This is a genomic window from Microbacterium sp. 16-032 (assembly GCF_041079455.1).
Classification (GTDB): Bacteria; Actinomycetota; Actinomycetes; order Actinomycetales; family Microbacteriaceae; genus Microbacterium; species Microbacterium testaceum_A.
The window spans coordinates 448509-462886 of the sequence record NZ_JBFYGQ010000001.1 but is presented as its reverse complement, the minus strand read 5'-3'; the positions used below and the strand labels follow the sequence as shown (position 1 = coordinate 462886).

The window sequence follows — 14378 nt, the reverse complement described above, 5'->3', positions numbered from 1 at the left end:
TCTAACGGGCCCATGAATACCTTCGCTCCAGCCGCAACTGACAGCCACCCGACTACGTCTGCGTATCCGAACCCGCTCGGACTCACTTCCGTGCTGTCCGGGTCCCTCCCTCCCAGCCTTGGCACCCTCACAGCACCCGATCTGTACCAGGTCGACGCCGTGTTCGACCGTCGCCCCCAATCAGAGGAAGTAGCGGCGCTTCACTCGCTCGAAACCCTCAACGCGCTGAGCGCGGCAGGGTATCCCTCCGTCACGTTGCACGTGTCCGACCGCCGTCTCGAGATCAAGAACACCAACCTCGACCAGCTGAAGAGAGGCCTCGCAACCTTCCTCGCTGACCACCTCGCCGCGATTACTGAGGAAATCCAGAAGGCCCGCGCATCGGCTCAATCCAGGCTGGCGTCCGCGGCAGAGGCCGAAGGTTCACGCGCCGCCGCGATCGCTACGAAAGCCGAACAGATCACCTTCATCCGCACGTCCACAACCCCATAGGTCGTGATGATCAACCGGCCACACGACTGGCCGGGCGAGGCGTAAACGGCGAGGAAGCAGAACTCTCTGACGAGCTGACACCGCCGTCACGTCGCATGACGTGCCCTCGCGCACCTACCGCGGTCATCCTCACACGAGTGCGCTGTGGTGAAGATTCCTGCTACCCCGGAGCTTCGACATAAGCACCGGGGCGGTACACACGGTCGACCTTCACGCGAGGTGCAGGGTTCGCGGCTGGTACACCGGCCGCGAACCCGTCACGCTCAGCCCGGCCCGGGCGATACACCGGCGAAGATGAGGGCATTCGGTTCAGGTTGGCGCAGGCGGAATTTGTGGCGTGAGTTCTCGTCACGAACACGTGACAGTAAACGCACGATTTGGTCGGCCCACTTTCGCTCGGCACGTATTTACGGTTCGCTAGGCGCCCTACGGTGTGTCGGCGTCAAGTTCGGGGGATGCTGCGACGCCGAAAGGGGATGAGTTCGACGCCGCTGCGCAACCGTCGTGGGCTTCCGAGCCCGCGACCGGAGGTTGATAGATGACTGCCAAGTACCCCACCGTCACCGCTGAACAATTCGAGGCGGCCTGCGAACGCGCGGCGGAAGCTCTCGCGCTGTACATTGACGCCCGCAACCGAGCTCGGCTCGCTGAGCAAGAACTGGCGGAGTTGAAGCTGCGCAACGCTACCGCGCGTGCCGTTGATTTGCGCGACCAGTGGCAAGGAGCCGAGGCAGACGTGGATTCGTTGCGGTGCAACGATGACGGCGACAGTTCTATCCCTTGCGTGGCCAGGATTGGTCACTCCGGAGAACACGAGCACCCGACCGAGGCGCGTCCGTTACGACTCACCGTTTGATGAAGGCGTTTCACCCCTCCGTCGCGTCGTCCGAACTTTCTTTCCGCTGGTCGGAGAGCGCCTGATCATTCCATGCCCGCTGTTGTTCCACGAGGCGGCGAGCTTGCTCATTCACTTGCCGCCCCGTGGGACGGCCGACGGTCACGTCGTTGACGACGTGACGAGCCACATCGGAGAGCTTTTCCTGATTGCTTCGGGCGCGCTCGCGGAGCAGCAAAAACGCCGCATCCATATCGACGTTGTGAACGTGGGACAAAATTCCCTTGGCTTGTTCTATGACCACGCGACTGTTCAGAGCATGCTGTAGCTGTTGCCGAGCGAGATCCGCTTCCCGGAACGCCCGTTCGTGCAGAATCCCGATTGTCGCAATATCGGCTAGGCCGCGAGCGGCCAGCGCGTCGTCGGGAGTCAACGCGTCCGGCTGATCACCGAAAAGATTCAGGGAGCCGATGACATCCTCGCGCAGTCGGAGGGGGATGGCATGCATCCATCGGTAGCCGAGTTCCCCGGCAGCTCCCGCGAATCTCGGCCACCGTTCCCGTATCCCGGCGATATCGCTGACTGTGACGGGCTCACCTAGGCGGTACGCGTCCAGACAGGGCCCCTGGTCCTCACTTAACTGGAGGAGGCTGATCAGCTGGCTGCGCTCACTGGTGGAGGCGACCACCTCTAGCGTTCCATCCGCATCCGGGATGAGGATGCCCACACCTGCGACATTGAGGGTGTGAGCGCACCGGGTCACGAGTCGGTGAAGAAGGTCCACAATGTCGTAGCCGGTGACCATCGTGTCAGCGAGTTCGACGAATGTCTCGACGAGCTCTTTCTCTCGCGATACATCCGTCATAGGGGCAATGTACTTTCATTCACGTCGGACTACGCCGAAAAATCGATGTCGCGTCGGATGATGGCCTCCACCACATCGGGGATCGATGTACCGGTTGCGAAAGCGTGAGCCCGAATTACGACCATCGCATCGTCAGACGGTACCCCGAGTTGCGCCATCACCATCCCCGTCGCCTGATGGAGGAACCTCCTCGGTGAGCCCATGGACGCAGGCGACTCCACCTCACTGAGAACTTGGTCCACCACGCGGACCGCGGCAACATCTGCCATCGCCCATGCATTCTGCACCTCGTGCGGGCCCAGAGCATGCGTCGTCGTTGCGTACAAGTCCACAACCCCCACATCGATCGCGCCCACCGCCATCGGGAACGCGTAGGTCGAACGCACCCCACGAGACTCGGCCGCCGTCAGCAGCGCCGGCCAAGACAGCTTGGACGCCTGCCGCAAGTCATGCACCAAGACCGGTGTGCCGGCTGCTTTGGCCTCCCAACAGGGACCCACCCCAAAGTCGAGCTGCGTCTGCTCGAGCTCGGCGGCAACGGCGTCGCTCACGCTCACGGTGTCCAGCTCAAACGGGTCTCCCAGAGTGGAAATTGCCGCATGGCGTATCGGTAGCGTCGACACGAACCAGTCACACAGGGACGAAAAAGCAGGAAATTCCAACATGATGCTCCTGACCTAGGGACAAATCAGCGGCCTAGGTCTAGGGGACGCCGCTCCCCACTGTAGAGCCCTTCCCCGCCGACGCTCGTCACCGTGTCCAGTTGAGGGACGCGGGCCCACTCTTGATCTTGGGCGGGCAGGGCCATACCCTGAACCAACATTGCCCTAGACCTCGGCAGGCTTACTCGCCAGCACAGATCGGGGCATGTTTTGGGAACACTTTTCTACGGTTCAGTCCGCGAACCGATACGACTTCCAGACGTTCTCCTCGCCTACCTGCAGGTCATCACGGTCGCAAAACTGCGGCGAAATGAGGCGTTCTTCGCGTCATGGCGAACGTTGCAAGAAGCGAACGACGAGCGTCTTCATCTCTGGTTGCATCCCTCGATACCTCTGAGGTTCGTCATCGACGTTGAAGACGGCATCGCGTTGCAATCCGCCGTTGTGGAACAACTGATGCGAACGGCCGCCACCTCACCAGTGGGAATCGACCTCGACATCATCCCGCAGACCTCCGCCGACGCCTCCGTTCGACTCTCCCCGGCATCACCGGGATCATGAGACCAATTCGCTCCCGTGCGCCCCTGGCCGCCGCCTGGTACCTCGAAGAGCCCGGCCATTACGTCCTCACCGTCGGTGGGTCTGTCCTTGGTCACGTCATCGAGGCCCCCGACGCCACCTTCATCTCATTCGACGCCCAGGCGAAACCGATCGCACGGCACGACACCCTTACTGACGCGCAGACTCAGACCTCCCACCTCGCGGGAGGGGGCGTCGCCGGCTCACGCGGCATTCCCGCCAAGACCCTAGCCCTCACAGTCGCAGGATCCTTGCTCATGGGCCTTCTCGTCGCCGGCTCTGTTCTTTCGCGGTGACGTCACCTCAGCGGGAGCTAAGGGCAGAACACGGTCGGAGCAGCCGGCACGAAAAACACAGAGAGAAACGTCTCAGTCTGCGAGACGTCCAGGGCCCGAGCTCGGGCATCGTGCGGTGTTCCGCACCTTTCGGGGAGCTACGTCGAGACGGGCAGCGCAGGTGGGGGACCGGAGCCCGCCCCGACCCTCATAAGGTACGGATGGGCCTCGCCCTATTGAGCGTGCTTGACAGGGCGGTTTCGTGAGTCGACCGGGCAGCGAGTGTGGTGCCTGCTACACGTCGGGGGGGTGAATGTATGGCTGAGCAAGTGATTGTGGCCAGTCCCCGGGCGCTGCAAGAACAACCGAACATCGACACGCAGGTCATCGAGGCAATCCCCGGACCGCGGCAACCGGGCAATCGCCACCCAGGTTCTGCGTCCCACGCATCATCTTCCTGTCGACGAGTTGCGTTCGCGCGACAGCTGAAAGGTGAGCGACCGGATGAACGACGAACGAAAGCACGCGCTGACTCAACGGCGGGTCTTCTTTGTCTGCCTGGGGGTGACGAGGTCGGGGTTGGCGATCGCAGGGCGACCGACGGCGACCAGGCCGGCGATGTTCTCGTCGACGGCCGTGGCGGCATCGTCGTGCGTGGTCATGCGCGAGAGGCCGGGGTTGGTGATGAGGGTGCGGCGCCGGGACGGGGCCGGCCTCCGATAGGACCGGTCGGCGGTCGCGACGCGCAGCGAATGCGCGCCGCGACCGCACACGTCACTCCGCGGTGACCGACGCGCTCCACGTCACGCCCAAGCGATCGGTCAGCATCCCGAACCCGGCGCTCCACGCCGACGCTGCGAGGGGCTCGACGATGGTGGCATCCACCGCCAGGGCGTCCCAGTAGCCCTGCAGCTCGTCGAGCGAGGGCGAACTAATCGAGACGAACAGCGACTGGTCGGTGACCGTGGTGTTGTTCTCGCGGTGGGTGGAGCCGGGTGCGGCGATGCCGCCCTCGGCGCGGCCGGGGATGTCGTAGCCCATGATGCGGAAGCCGTTCTCGCCGGCGACCAGGCCGAAGACGACCTTGTCGGAGCCGGGGATCTCGGCCGGCATGCCGAAGTCGGCGTAGGTGTCGACGACGAGGTGGCCGCCGAAGACGGACTGGTAGAACTCGAGCGCCTGACGGGCATCGCCGCGGAAGTTGAGGTGGGTGGTGGTCTGCACGGGCATGTCTGCTCCTCGATGAATGGGCCGGTATCGGCTCGTGAGATCACGTTCCCACCCGTATAGGTCGGTTTCTGTCCTAGACCGCGGCTACCGTCGGATGCATGGCCACGACGTCGCGATTGCTCACCCTGCTGTCGCTGCTGCAGGCGCGGCGGGACTGGCCGGGGTCAGTGTTGGCCTCACGGCTGGACGTCAGCGATCGCACGGTGCGGCGAGACATCGATCGCCTCCGTGAGATGGGCTACCGGATCGAGACGACGATGGGCCCCGACGGGGGATACCGCCTCGACGCGGGCGCCGAGATGCCTCCGCTGCTGTTCGACGACGATCAGGCGCTCGCGGTCGCGATCGCGCTGCGGGCGGCTCCCGCGTTGGGTGCGGACATCGGCGAGGCGGCGGTGCGGGCTCTCGCGACGATGCGGCAGGTGCTGCCGTCGCGGCTGCGGCATCGGCTCGACGCCGTGGAGGTGACGACGGTGGGCCGCCCGGGCGAAGCGCCGGTCGCTGACGTACCGCTCGAGGTGCTGCTGACGCTCGCGCAGGCGGTGCGCGATCGTGTCTCGATCCGCTTCGACTACCTGCCGCGGGAGGGGGACGGCACCGAGCCCGGTCCGCCGCGGCGGGTGGAGCCCCATCACCTCGTGGCATCCCATGGTCGGTGGTACCTGCTCGGGTGGGACCTCGAGCGCGAGGACTGGCGGCTCTTCTCAGCGGACCGTGTGCGACCCCGGGTGCCGCACGGTGCTCCCTTCGTGCCACGGGTCGTGCCGGGCGGGGACGTCGACGCGTTCGTATCCGCGCGGTTCAAGGGATCGGACACGAATGAGTGGCCCTGCCGCGGGACCGTGCTGTTGCACGCGCCGGCGCGGGATGTGCTGCCGTTCGCGGGCGACGGCATCGTCACCGCCGTCGACGACGAGCGGTGCACCCTCGAAGTCGGGTCGTGGTCGTGGGGTGCGCTCGCCGCGTCGTTCGGGCGGTTCGAGGTGGCGATGGAGGTGGTGGGGCCGCCGGAGTTGGCGGAGGCGTTCGTGGTGCAGGCTGCGCGGTTTGGGGCGCGGGAGAAGCCGGGCACGGGAGCTAGAGGCGTGGAACGGTCGCTCAGCTAACGCATCGTGTAGCGGAGGGTGATCATGTCGCGATGCACTCGGCCGCGCCAAGCGCGTCAACCGCTAACGTAATCCCAGATTCCGCAGGGTGTGGCGCCTGAGGGCGTTCTCGTGAGTAGTGACACTGTCGGATCATCGCGTGGTGTCGCCGTCGGGGCGGTGCTGCTAGTCGCGCTGATCGGGTTCTTCACCTTCCGCGCCTGTTGTAATAGCCGCGGGCCGACGAGGTTATCGTCATCTTCGGTAAGAAGCAGCGCGGCGAAGACGGGCTCACGTCGACCATAACGGCACTGGTGGAGCTGCTGCGGCGAGCATCAGATGTTGTGCGGTGGAACTGCGTACCGAGCAAAACAGGGCGGAGCGGTTGCAGACTCGGCTCGAACGGGCTATTGGCGACTCTCGGTCAGCGCCGATCGTCCCAATACGGCCGCGAGGCTCTCAATAGTGGCGAGAGCAGGGCCCTGTTTGTCTCTATCCCGCGGTCGCACTCGTTTCAGATGGGATGGCGCTTGAACGCGCGCGTCGAAGAATCCGCGGGAAGGTAAGCAGGTAGAGCAGGAACAGCCAAGCAAGATCGGACAATGGCTCGGGAAACCGCCCATCATGAATGGCGAGAAGGTCCCTGGTCTGGGTCCCCTGTTCCTTGTCAAATCCGTGGTGGCTGTTGCGCAGCACGCGCAGCCACAGTTTGACGGCTGCGGCTGTCGGGACCGGGCGCAGCTCGCCATTGTCGGCGCGCAGGATCACGTGCTCGGGATCCGGGCGCCGGCTCTTAACAAAGAATCCGTCAGCGACCGCTCGCAGAGCCTCGACGGCGCGTTCAGCTCGCGGTAAGAGCAGCGCCTGAACGCCACCTGGCATGACTTCCTTCACCTTCGCCATCATGACCTCCACTTTGCTGAGGTCATATGTCACGGCGTGGCCCAAGCCAGGGGCAATTCCTGCGAGGGTCTCGAGTGCCATGAAGAGCATGACTCGAGATGAGTGGGGGTCATCTCGAGACGTAGCAAGCGATTCGCAATGCCGGAAGAACTGTTCGAGGCTGAGCAGCTTCTCGGCGAGCATTGCTGGAGAGAGGATGCCCTCTCGGTTCGCGTAGTTCGCGAGGTTGGTCGCCTCTGCAAATAGCAGGTTCAGACGCTCGCACCACCACTTGATAGCCGCGCTGTAAGCACGTCTGCGCGGCGCCTCGCCTTTGGATGGTGATGGATCCCCTTCGCGGTCGCGGGAAGAAAAGTGCCGCAGCAGGCGATCTTTCGAGTGCGCGTCGCCGTGTATCAATTCTCCGAAATCGAAGGCGACGACGCCGCCGACCCGGAGGGCCGTGTACCCCCAAACCTCCGGGGTCAAGCTCGTAAAAAGCGGAGTGAGAAACGCCCCCAGACCCAGTGTGGTGTCGTTAAACAGGTACTGCGAGCTTCGGAAGTGTGAGCCCATCGGGCTTTGCGCGTCTGGACGCTCGAGGCCGCGCAGTAGCGCGCGCGCGACTGCAAAACGCGACGGCAGCCAGTCATTCGGGGTGTCGATGAACCACACCGAAGATCGAGGCAGAGCGGGTCGTAGACGTTCTGTGACCAGTTGCGGCATCAGCACCCGAAGCGTTTCGGCGGTAGGCGCCGACATGATGAGTTCACGCACGTTTCGGAGCGACAGTGCGAATGTTCGGCCCTCCTCAGTGACCAACCGAGCGTCTCGAAACAAAGCCAAGTCCCACACCGTGGTGGGCTGCAGATGGTCACGTGGCTGTAGGTCTAGGAGCGCGTCGTAAAGTGACTCGGACTGCTCAGCGCTTGCGCCCGTCAACCGGCGGCAGTTCACGAGCGACGGGATCGTCCCCGACACCGTTTCGACGGTCTGAACCTCCCAGATCCAGTCGGCTTCATTCTGCAGGGCAAGCTGCCATCCGCAGAGGGTTTCAAGCCCTTTGGGGCTACCGCCCATGAACCAGCGGGGCATCTCGAGAAGGACTGGGTGGAATGCGTCGATTGCTCGTGGCGGTTTAGAAGTTGCGATGTTAGATCGCCCCGCCTGTGCTGGTTCGCAGCCGGGCCTCGAGCTGGGTTGGGCGCAGCCCATGCCCTTCCAGGAGGCGGTCGACAACAGCGATATCGGACCATCCTGTTGGGACGAGACCCTCGCTGTATGCGCGGACCGATGCAACGAGTTCGCCGAGTACCCGCTCGTCAATTATCCGCATGCCGGGGATGGCGCTGGCATCTTTGAAGAGCTTGCGCGAATGGTGCACCATAACCGGGGTGGCAACGTCGGTGGGGGAGTAGTGATTCCCGAACCATGTCTGACCCTGTGAGAGCTGACCGACGTCCCTCTTCGCGATGAACTCGCTCGTAGCTCCCGTCTTGGCTTCGATAACCCAAAACCGTCCAGGCTCAAGCGCCCACAAGTTGTCGGGTAGACCAGGATTAAGTTGACGCTCGGGCCGCTGCGAATTGAACCCCAAGAACAGTCCAAGCTCGTACATTGCCTCCTCGAACTCATCGGTTCGAAGCGGATCGAAGACCAGGGCGTCGAGCATGTTCTCGACAGCAACCCGCATACTTGCTGGCGTTCCGTACATACCTGTGAGTCGAGCGGCGACGATGTCGGCCTGCGAACCGGCGTAATTGAGCGGCGTGAAGACAATGCCGCTGAGCGGGCGCAGAACATAGATGTTGTCTTCCCTGGCCAGCGCCAGAAGCTGCTGCGCTTGAACCGGATCGACGGGGTCGACGTAGGCGCCGGCTTGTTCGAGGAGCTGGCCCTTCCGTTTGGGATCGTCACAGGAGGCAGCGGCCTCACGGAGGAGCTTCACGCCTCCCGACGTGTCACCGAGTAAGACGCGGTCAAACGCGCGACGCTCGGCCACTGCGGGGGTGCTAATGCGCGCTGGCTCGGGCGCGATGCCTCGGAGCCCTGACTTGGCGTACCGAACCCAACCCGGGTCACGGTCGAGTGCCTGCTGAACGGTCTCCATTACGCGGGAGAGCGGTGTGTTCTCCATTTGGCGGGCGATGGCCCGTGACGCTTTCAGTTGTGCGCGTGTGGCTGGGCTGAACCGCTCGAGGCTGCGTGGATCGACGGTCAATTGCGCAAGGCGGCGTCCGATTAGGAAGACCACGCAGTGATCCTCGTTGCTCCTGACTCCGCGTCCCATCCCCTGTTCGATTCGTTGAATCTGCCGGTCGTCGACTCTCGCGAAGGAGGAGTTCATCAGGGACTCAAGGCGCTCGTCCCCGCTGTAGGCCTCTGGCAGCCCATCTAGAACGAGAACACGACATGCGTCCTGTGGGAGGTCGATACCGTCGTACTTGTTCGCTACAACCACCAGTCCGAATTTTGGGTCGTCGCGCATCTGTCCGACGACCGTCTGGAGGTTGTCCGCGTTCGCGCGTGTCGCGGTCGGCCATTGTTCCATTGCGCGGTCGCTGGGCACGATAACGAGCACATTGACCGAGGCGCTCAGCTTCACCACCTCAGCGCGAATCGCGTCGGCAGTGATGGTCGAGTTGATCTCCTGCGGTGCGAGAATCATGCGTTCGCCGATGTCACCGGCTGAGATGGGTTGCACGGGCTGTGAAACGAGGGCGGGGTCAGCACCGAAATGGGAGACGAGCACGCTGTCGTCGGCGAGGGTCGCGGTGAGGAACACACGGTGTGCAGCCGAAGTGAAGCTCGAAATCCTTCCGATCGGGGGCACGGGCGGCGTGATGGTGACGGCGGACCGGGTGAAAACCACGCGGCAAAGGTGGAGCACATCCCGAGTGGCTTCGTGCGAGAAGTCTTTCTCGTTGGCAGGCACGTAGCTTCGGAGCGCGGCGCGCATGTCGTCGATCGACGAGCGAATCGACCAGAACGGAACTCGGGCGATGCCGCTTCCTCGGTTGTCCTGTATGTCCAGGAGAACCTCGGGTGCTTGCGAGGCGATGTCCGTCTTAAACAGCTGGAGGAGGTCGTCGAAGGTATTGCTCGAGCGGGGGATCGCTAGCGACAGCTGCTGACGAATGGTGTCGACCGCAGCGTGTGCGTCATCGACTACGACGGCGCCTATGGGTACTCGAGTCCCGGGGGGTCGGGCGTCCGAGAAGATAGAGCGCCCGTTGAAGACCCTCGCTGCCGTAACGACCCCGATCTTCTCGGCAGCTCGGTACGCGAGCGAGTCAGGGTCGGTGGTCACCGCAATCCCCAGCTTCCCGGCCTCGGCGACTACCTGCGTGACTAGGTAGTTGCTTGGGGCGACGTACAGCGCCGGACCGGCTCCATCATTCAGGTAACTCTGAAGAATGACGAGCCCGTCAATCGTCTTCCCGCCACCCGTGTTCACCTTGATCACAATGTCGCGCGCAGCGCGCTTCTCTTCGTGCCACTTAGTGAGGATCTGCGCCTGCACGTCGCGCAAATAGCCGTAACCGGCGGCTTTTGAAGGTAGCTGTTCGTAAAGTTCGCGCGGTTCGACAGGTGACCCCGTTTCAAGGTCCCTGCTCAACCGATCAAAGTCCATGATTCCCCCAACTCACTATGCGGCAGCCGCATCAGAATGTCACAAGTCGCACGCTCGCGGGGGCAGTGACCCGTGCTGGTTTGTCAGGCGCCTGGCGCCCCAGCAGCCATCCACAGCGCCGCCGCTTGTGCTCGCCGGTCGCTCGACCGCGATGTCTACGCTTTCGAGCCAATGGGCTTGTTGTCCCTTTCGAGAGTCGACGAGCACGACGCCGCGACAGTTGTGGGTGACTGACGACGCGGCATCTACTGGGCGCACTTCGGTCAGGCGTGGGGAGGGATTAGAGCCAGCGCGGCTTGGCGCTCCTCGGCGGGGGAGCATCACATCGCGAAAGGTTGTGCTGATGAGACCGGCGTGATTCTCGGTAATCTGCTCGCACGTAACGAGGCCGAGTCCTACGTTCTCATCGGCCACAGCCTCGGGCGCGCGTGATGGTTGTCGCGGCGCAGATGCCTACCACCAAGCCGGGTAGCCCGAGAAATGAGGCGGCTCACCTTATGGGCGCAGCTATTGGCGCTAAGAGCAATTGGGAGGCTCCGACGACGGCCGTGGATGACGCCGTCTACGGGTATCACTCGGCATCGGACAATGTGCTGAACTACGTCTACAGAGTTGCGCAGGCCGGCCAATCCGCGGCTGGTTTGACAGGCTACACACCGTCATCCGAGAAGCTTCGAAATGTCGACATGTCCGACGCCGAAGGTTGTCCTCGCCCGGTAGATCGCTAACTAATAGTGGATTAGAAGGTTCATGTCATGACCCAGCCCCTCCGCTACGCCATCAACGTCACCCTCGACGGCTGCGTCCACCACGAGGCTGGCCTGCCGCCGGACGCTGAGTCCATGGCGTTCTGGACCGACGAGCTGCGCCGCTCCGACACCCTCCTCTACGGCCGCGTCACGCACGAGCTGATGGAAGGCGCGTGGCGCCGACCGGAATTGGGGGAGTGGCCGGACTGGATGGATGCCAGTGAGGTCGCGTTCTCGGAAGTGATGGATCCGATGCGGAAGGTCGTGGCATCCGGGACTCTCGAGGCCGTCGACTGGAACGCCGAGCTTGTCCGGGGGGATGTGGTCGAGGCTGTTCGGCGGCTCAAGGAGGAACCGGGGAGAGGGATCGCGCTCGGCGGGGTGAAGCTTCCTGCTGCGCTAGCGGCGGAGGGGCTCATCGACGAGTTCACCTTCGTGGTGCATCCGGTGATTGCGGGGCGAGGGCCGCGGCTGCTTGAGGGCGTGCGGGATCAGCTGAGCCTGAAACTCGTCGAGCGCCGAGAGCTGTCATCGGGCGCGACCGTGCAGCGGTATCGGCCGGCGGAGCAAGATTGAGGTTCGACAGAGGAGGGGGTTCGGATGCGATGGGTGAGTTTCACGGACCGATACGGCGCAGAGGAACACCACGACACTACGCTCGACCGCCTCGCTGAATTGCTGGCGACAATCGCCGTCTACGACGGGGATGACGAGCACCGCAGTATCTCGGTGTCCGACTCGGACGCATGGAATCTCGAGTTTTATCCGGATTGGCTGCTCTTCGAGAACGTCGAGGTCGGTGGCAGAGAAGTCGGGCGACTGCGGGGGCTAAGCGATAAGGAACGCCTCGATATTGCCGACGAGTTCATACGGGGGGATTTTTCGGCGCTGCGGGAGCGGCCCTGGGGACGCTGACGAAAAGCGCGGGGGGACGGATTGTGGATCGGCTGATCGACGCGGCTACGCTGCCCAACTCCTCTGGAAGAGTCCGGATAACCGCGCTAGCCGGTCGTCCACGTCGTCGAGAGTCTCGCTGATTTCTCTGTAGACCTTCCCGCGGCCGAGATCAACGAGTGTGGGAATGAAGGAGCGGCCCTGAATGGCGAACGAGACCACGCGAAGGACGTCATTCACGGTCGACTCTGCGAGGGGCTCGGCGTTGAAATAGGTCAGCACAACGTCGTGGCTCCCATCCCGGTACTGCTCGAAAAACGCCGGGACGACGTGAACCGACAACCCGAACACGTCCGCGTCCCCTGAGAGGGGCGGTTCGTACCGCGAGTCCGCCCATCGGCCGATGACCTCGTCCCAGTGGTGGGCTACGCGCTGGTAGGACGGCTTTTTGCGGTCCGTGACGAGCTCAGCCGACTTTCGAACTTCGGCACCGTCCCGGGTCGTTCTACGGTCACGTTTCACTGCCTCCCGCATCTGCTTCCAGTGATCCGTCATGGGGGAGTAATCGGATTTGCTTTCCTGACGCAACGCGGACAACACAGTGGCGCGACGCGGGCCGACAGCATTGGCGAAGCGGATGAAGCCACCAAGATTCGGGCGTGGGTCGGACATGGATACAGCTCCCCTCAGCGCCCTGGATGAATGGCGCTCTTACGTGTGTGGTGTGCCGATGCGGCGCGTGCTCATGGCCTCACCTTCTATGTCCAAGCTCAAGGCTGGCCAAATCTAAGCCAAAGGATCCGCAAAGAAATCGCAAAGCTAGACTTCGACGCCGATTCAACGGTGCGCGGCTCCCAAATAGGAACCACGTTCGTCGTGCATCCGGTTGTCGCAGGGCGCGAGCCGCGGCTGCTGGATGGCATCCGGGACCAAATCCAGCTCGAGCTCGTGGAGCGGCGAGAGTTCCGGTCGGGCGCCAGCGTGCAGCGCTACCGACCGGTGTAGAGCGAAAAGGCTCCGCGCGAACGAGTCGCGCGGGGCCCTTGAAGCGGGACTGATCAGCCCTGCAGGAACGGGTAGTCCGTGTAGCCGCGCTCGTCGCCGCCGTAGACGGAGGCCTGGTCGACCTCGTTCTCGTCGGCGCCCTTTTCCCAGCGGGTGACGAGGTCAGGGTTGGCGATGGCGGGGCGGCCGACGGCGACCAGGTCGGCGAGGTCCTTCTCGACCACCGAGACGGCCTCGTCGCGCGTGGTGACGCTCGAGAAGCCCGAGTTGATGATGAAAGTGCCGCCGAAGGTGCGGCGGAGGTCCTGGATCAGGTCGCCGGCGGGGTCGGCGTGCAGCACGCTCAGGTACGCCAGGCCCAGGGGAGCGAGGCCCGACACGAGCGCCTCGTAGGTGGCGCGGGTCTCGGCGTCGTCGGTCTCCCAGACGTCCTGGATGTTGTGCGCGGGCGAGATGCGGATGCCGACGCGCGTCGCGCCGACCTCGGCCACGACGGCCTGCGCGACCTCGATGACGAAGCGGGCGCGGGCCTCGGGGGATCCGCCGTACTCGTCGGTGCGCTGGTTCGACGCGGGCGAGAGGAACTCGTGCAGCAGGTAGCCGTTGGCACCGTGCAGCTCGACGCCGTCGAAGCCGGCATCCACGGCCTTGCGGGCAGCGGCGACGAACTCGTCGCGAACCGTGGCGAGCTCAGCGGTCTCGAGTGCGTGCGGCACCGCGTAGGCGACCTTCGTGCCGTCGGCGAGGCGCGTGTCACCCTCGATCGCGATCGCCGAGGGGGCGACGATACGGTCGGTGCCCGTGATCTCGGGGTGCGTGACGCGTCCGCCGTTCATGAGCTGCATGAAGACGGTGCCGCCCTCGGCGTGCACCGCGTCGGCGACCTTGGCCCAGCCCGCGGCCTGAGCGTCGGTCACGATGCCGGGCTGACCCGGGTACGCGCGCGACTCGTCGCTCGGGAAGACACCCTCGGTGACCAGCAGGCCGATGCCGGCGCGCTGCGCGTAGTACTTCGCGACGATCGGTCCGGGGACTCCGTCGGCGCCGGCGCGCAGGCGGGTCATCGGGGCGAGCGAGACGCGGTTGCGGACGCCGATCTCTCCGACGGTGGTGGGGGCGAACAGGCTCATGGGTGTCCTTTCGTGGGGGAACAGGGCCGTGCCTTCCAACCCGCCGCGCGCAACCGGTATT

16 protein-coding genes are annotated in these 14378 nt (G+C 64.1%); 8 read left to right on the top strand and 8 right to left on the bottom strand.

Annotated elements, in window-relative coordinates; all coding sequences use genetic code 11:
* The first annotated feature begins 12 nt into the window (after window positions 1–12).
* The gene (locus AB6V31_RS02120; RefSeq protein ID WP_369363745.1) at window positions 13–492 is read left to right on the top strand and encodes a hypothetical protein; all 480 of its coding nucleotides are present in this window, start codon (window positions 13–15) and stop codon (window positions 490–492) included.
* A gap of 538 nt (window positions 493–1030) precedes the next feature.
* Complete coding sequence (locus AB6V31_RS02115; protein ID WP_268102816.1) at window positions 1031–1348, top strand: hypothetical protein; 318 nt, start codon at window positions 1031–1033, stop codon at window positions 1346–1348.
* A 10-nt stretch (window positions 1349–1358) separates the two neighbouring features.
* Here AB6V31_RS02115 and AB6V31_RS02110 read toward each other — a convergent pair whose 3' ends face one another.
* The gene (locus AB6V31_RS02110; RefSeq protein ID WP_268102815.1) at window positions 1359–2192 is read right to left on the bottom strand and encodes a GAF and ANTAR domain-containing protein; all 834 of its coding nucleotides are present in this window, start codon (window positions 2190–2192) and stop codon (window positions 1359–1361) included.
* 29 nt (window positions 2193–2221) lie between these two features.
* The gene (locus AB6V31_RS02105; protein WP_268102814.1) at window positions 2222–2857 is read right to left on the bottom strand and encodes a GAF and ANTAR domain-containing protein; all 636 of its coding nucleotides are present in this window, start codon (window positions 2855–2857) and stop codon (window positions 2222–2224) included.
* A 207-nt stretch (window positions 2858–3064) separates the two neighbouring features.
* Between AB6V31_RS02105 and AB6V31_RS02100 the strand changes: the two genes are divergently transcribed.
* Complete coding sequence (locus AB6V31_RS02100; RefSeq protein WP_369363743.1) at window positions 3065–3415, top strand: hypothetical protein; 351 nt, start codon at window positions 3065–3067, stop codon at window positions 3413–3415.
* Window positions 3412–3729: a hypothetical protein gene (locus AB6V31_RS02095; protein ID WP_369363741.1), complete on the top strand. Its 318-nt coding sequence runs from the start codon at window positions 3412–3414 to the stop codon at window positions 3727–3729. Before AB6V31_RS02100 ends, AB6V31_RS02095 begins: the two co-directional genes overlap by 4 nt.
* A gap of 512 nt (window positions 3730–4241) precedes the next feature.
* Here AB6V31_RS02095 and AB6V31_RS02090 read toward each other — a convergent pair.
* A complete protein-coding gene (locus AB6V31_RS02090) occupies window positions 4242–4370 on the bottom strand; it encodes a hypothetical protein (RefSeq protein WP_268102812.1) in 129 nt (42 codons plus the stop codon).
* Window positions 4371–4482: 112 nt separating this feature from the next.
* Window positions 4483–4938 (bottom strand): VOC family protein, encoded by a 456-nt coding sequence (locus AB6V31_RS02085; protein WP_369363739.1) that lies wholly within the window; start codon window positions 4936–4938, stop codon window positions 4483–4485.
* A 98-nt stretch (window positions 4939–5036) separates the two neighbouring features.
* Between AB6V31_RS02085 and AB6V31_RS02080 the strand changes: the two genes are divergently transcribed.
* Window positions 5037–6044 carry a helix-turn-helix transcriptional regulator gene (locus AB6V31_RS02080; RefSeq protein WP_369363737.1) on the top strand — a complete coding sequence of 336 codons (1008 nt, stop codon included), beginning with the start codon at window positions 5037–5039 and terminating at the stop codon, window positions 6042–6044.
* A 471-nt stretch (window positions 6045–6515) separates the two neighbouring features.
* Here the strand turns inward: AB6V31_RS02080 and AB6V31_RS02075 are convergent, their stop codons facing one another.
* Together AB6V31_RS02075 and AB6V31_RS02070 are read right to left on the bottom strand one after the other, a co-directional pair.
* Window positions 6516–8000: a hypothetical protein gene (locus tag AB6V31_RS02075; protein ID WP_369363735.1), complete on the bottom strand. Its 1485-nt coding sequence runs from the start codon at window positions 7998–8000 to the stop codon at window positions 6516–6518.
* 58 nt (window positions 8001–8058) lie between these two features.
* Window positions 8059–10539 (bottom strand): helicase C-terminal domain-containing protein, encoded by a 2481-nt coding sequence (locus AB6V31_RS02070; protein WP_369363733.1) that lies wholly within the window; start codon window positions 10537–10539, stop codon window positions 8059–8061.
* A 431-nt stretch (window positions 10540–10970) separates the two neighbouring features.
* Between AB6V31_RS02070 and AB6V31_RS02065 the strand changes: the two genes are divergently transcribed.
* Genes AB6V31_RS02065 through AB6V31_RS02055 form a run of 3 tightly spaced genes read left to right on the top strand, consistent with a single transcriptional unit; the run spans window position 10971 to window position 12203 of the window.
* Window positions 10971–11267 carry a DUF726 domain-containing protein gene (locus tag AB6V31_RS02065; protein WP_369364121.1) on the top strand — a complete coding sequence of 99 codons (297 nt, stop codon included), beginning with the start codon at window positions 10971–10973 and terminating at the stop codon, window positions 11265–11267.
* A 27-nt stretch (window positions 11268–11294) separates the two neighbouring features.
* Window positions 11295–11864 (top strand): dihydrofolate reductase family protein, encoded by a 570-nt coding sequence (locus AB6V31_RS02060; protein ID WP_369363731.1) that lies wholly within the window; start codon window positions 11295–11297, stop codon window positions 11862–11864.
* 33 nt (window positions 11865–11897) lie between these two features.
* Entirely contained in the window at window positions 11898–12203 is a 306-nt protein-coding gene (locus tag AB6V31_RS02055; protein WP_369363729.1) for a hypothetical protein, read from the top strand.
* Between the two features lie 45 nt (window positions 12204–12248).
* Here AB6V31_RS02055 and AB6V31_RS02050 read toward each other — a convergent pair whose 3' ends face one another.
* Entirely contained in the window at window positions 12249–12737 is a 489-nt protein-coding gene (locus AB6V31_RS02050; RefSeq protein ID WP_369363727.1) for a hypothetical protein, read from the bottom strand.
* A gap of 503 nt (window positions 12738–13240) precedes the next feature.
* The gene (locus tag AB6V31_RS02045) at window positions 13241–14317 is read right to left on the bottom strand and encodes an alkene reductase (RefSeq protein ID WP_369363725.1); all 1077 of its coding nucleotides are present in this window, start codon (window positions 14315–14317) and stop codon (window positions 13241–13243) included.
* Window positions 14318–14378: the final 61 nt, after the last annotated feature.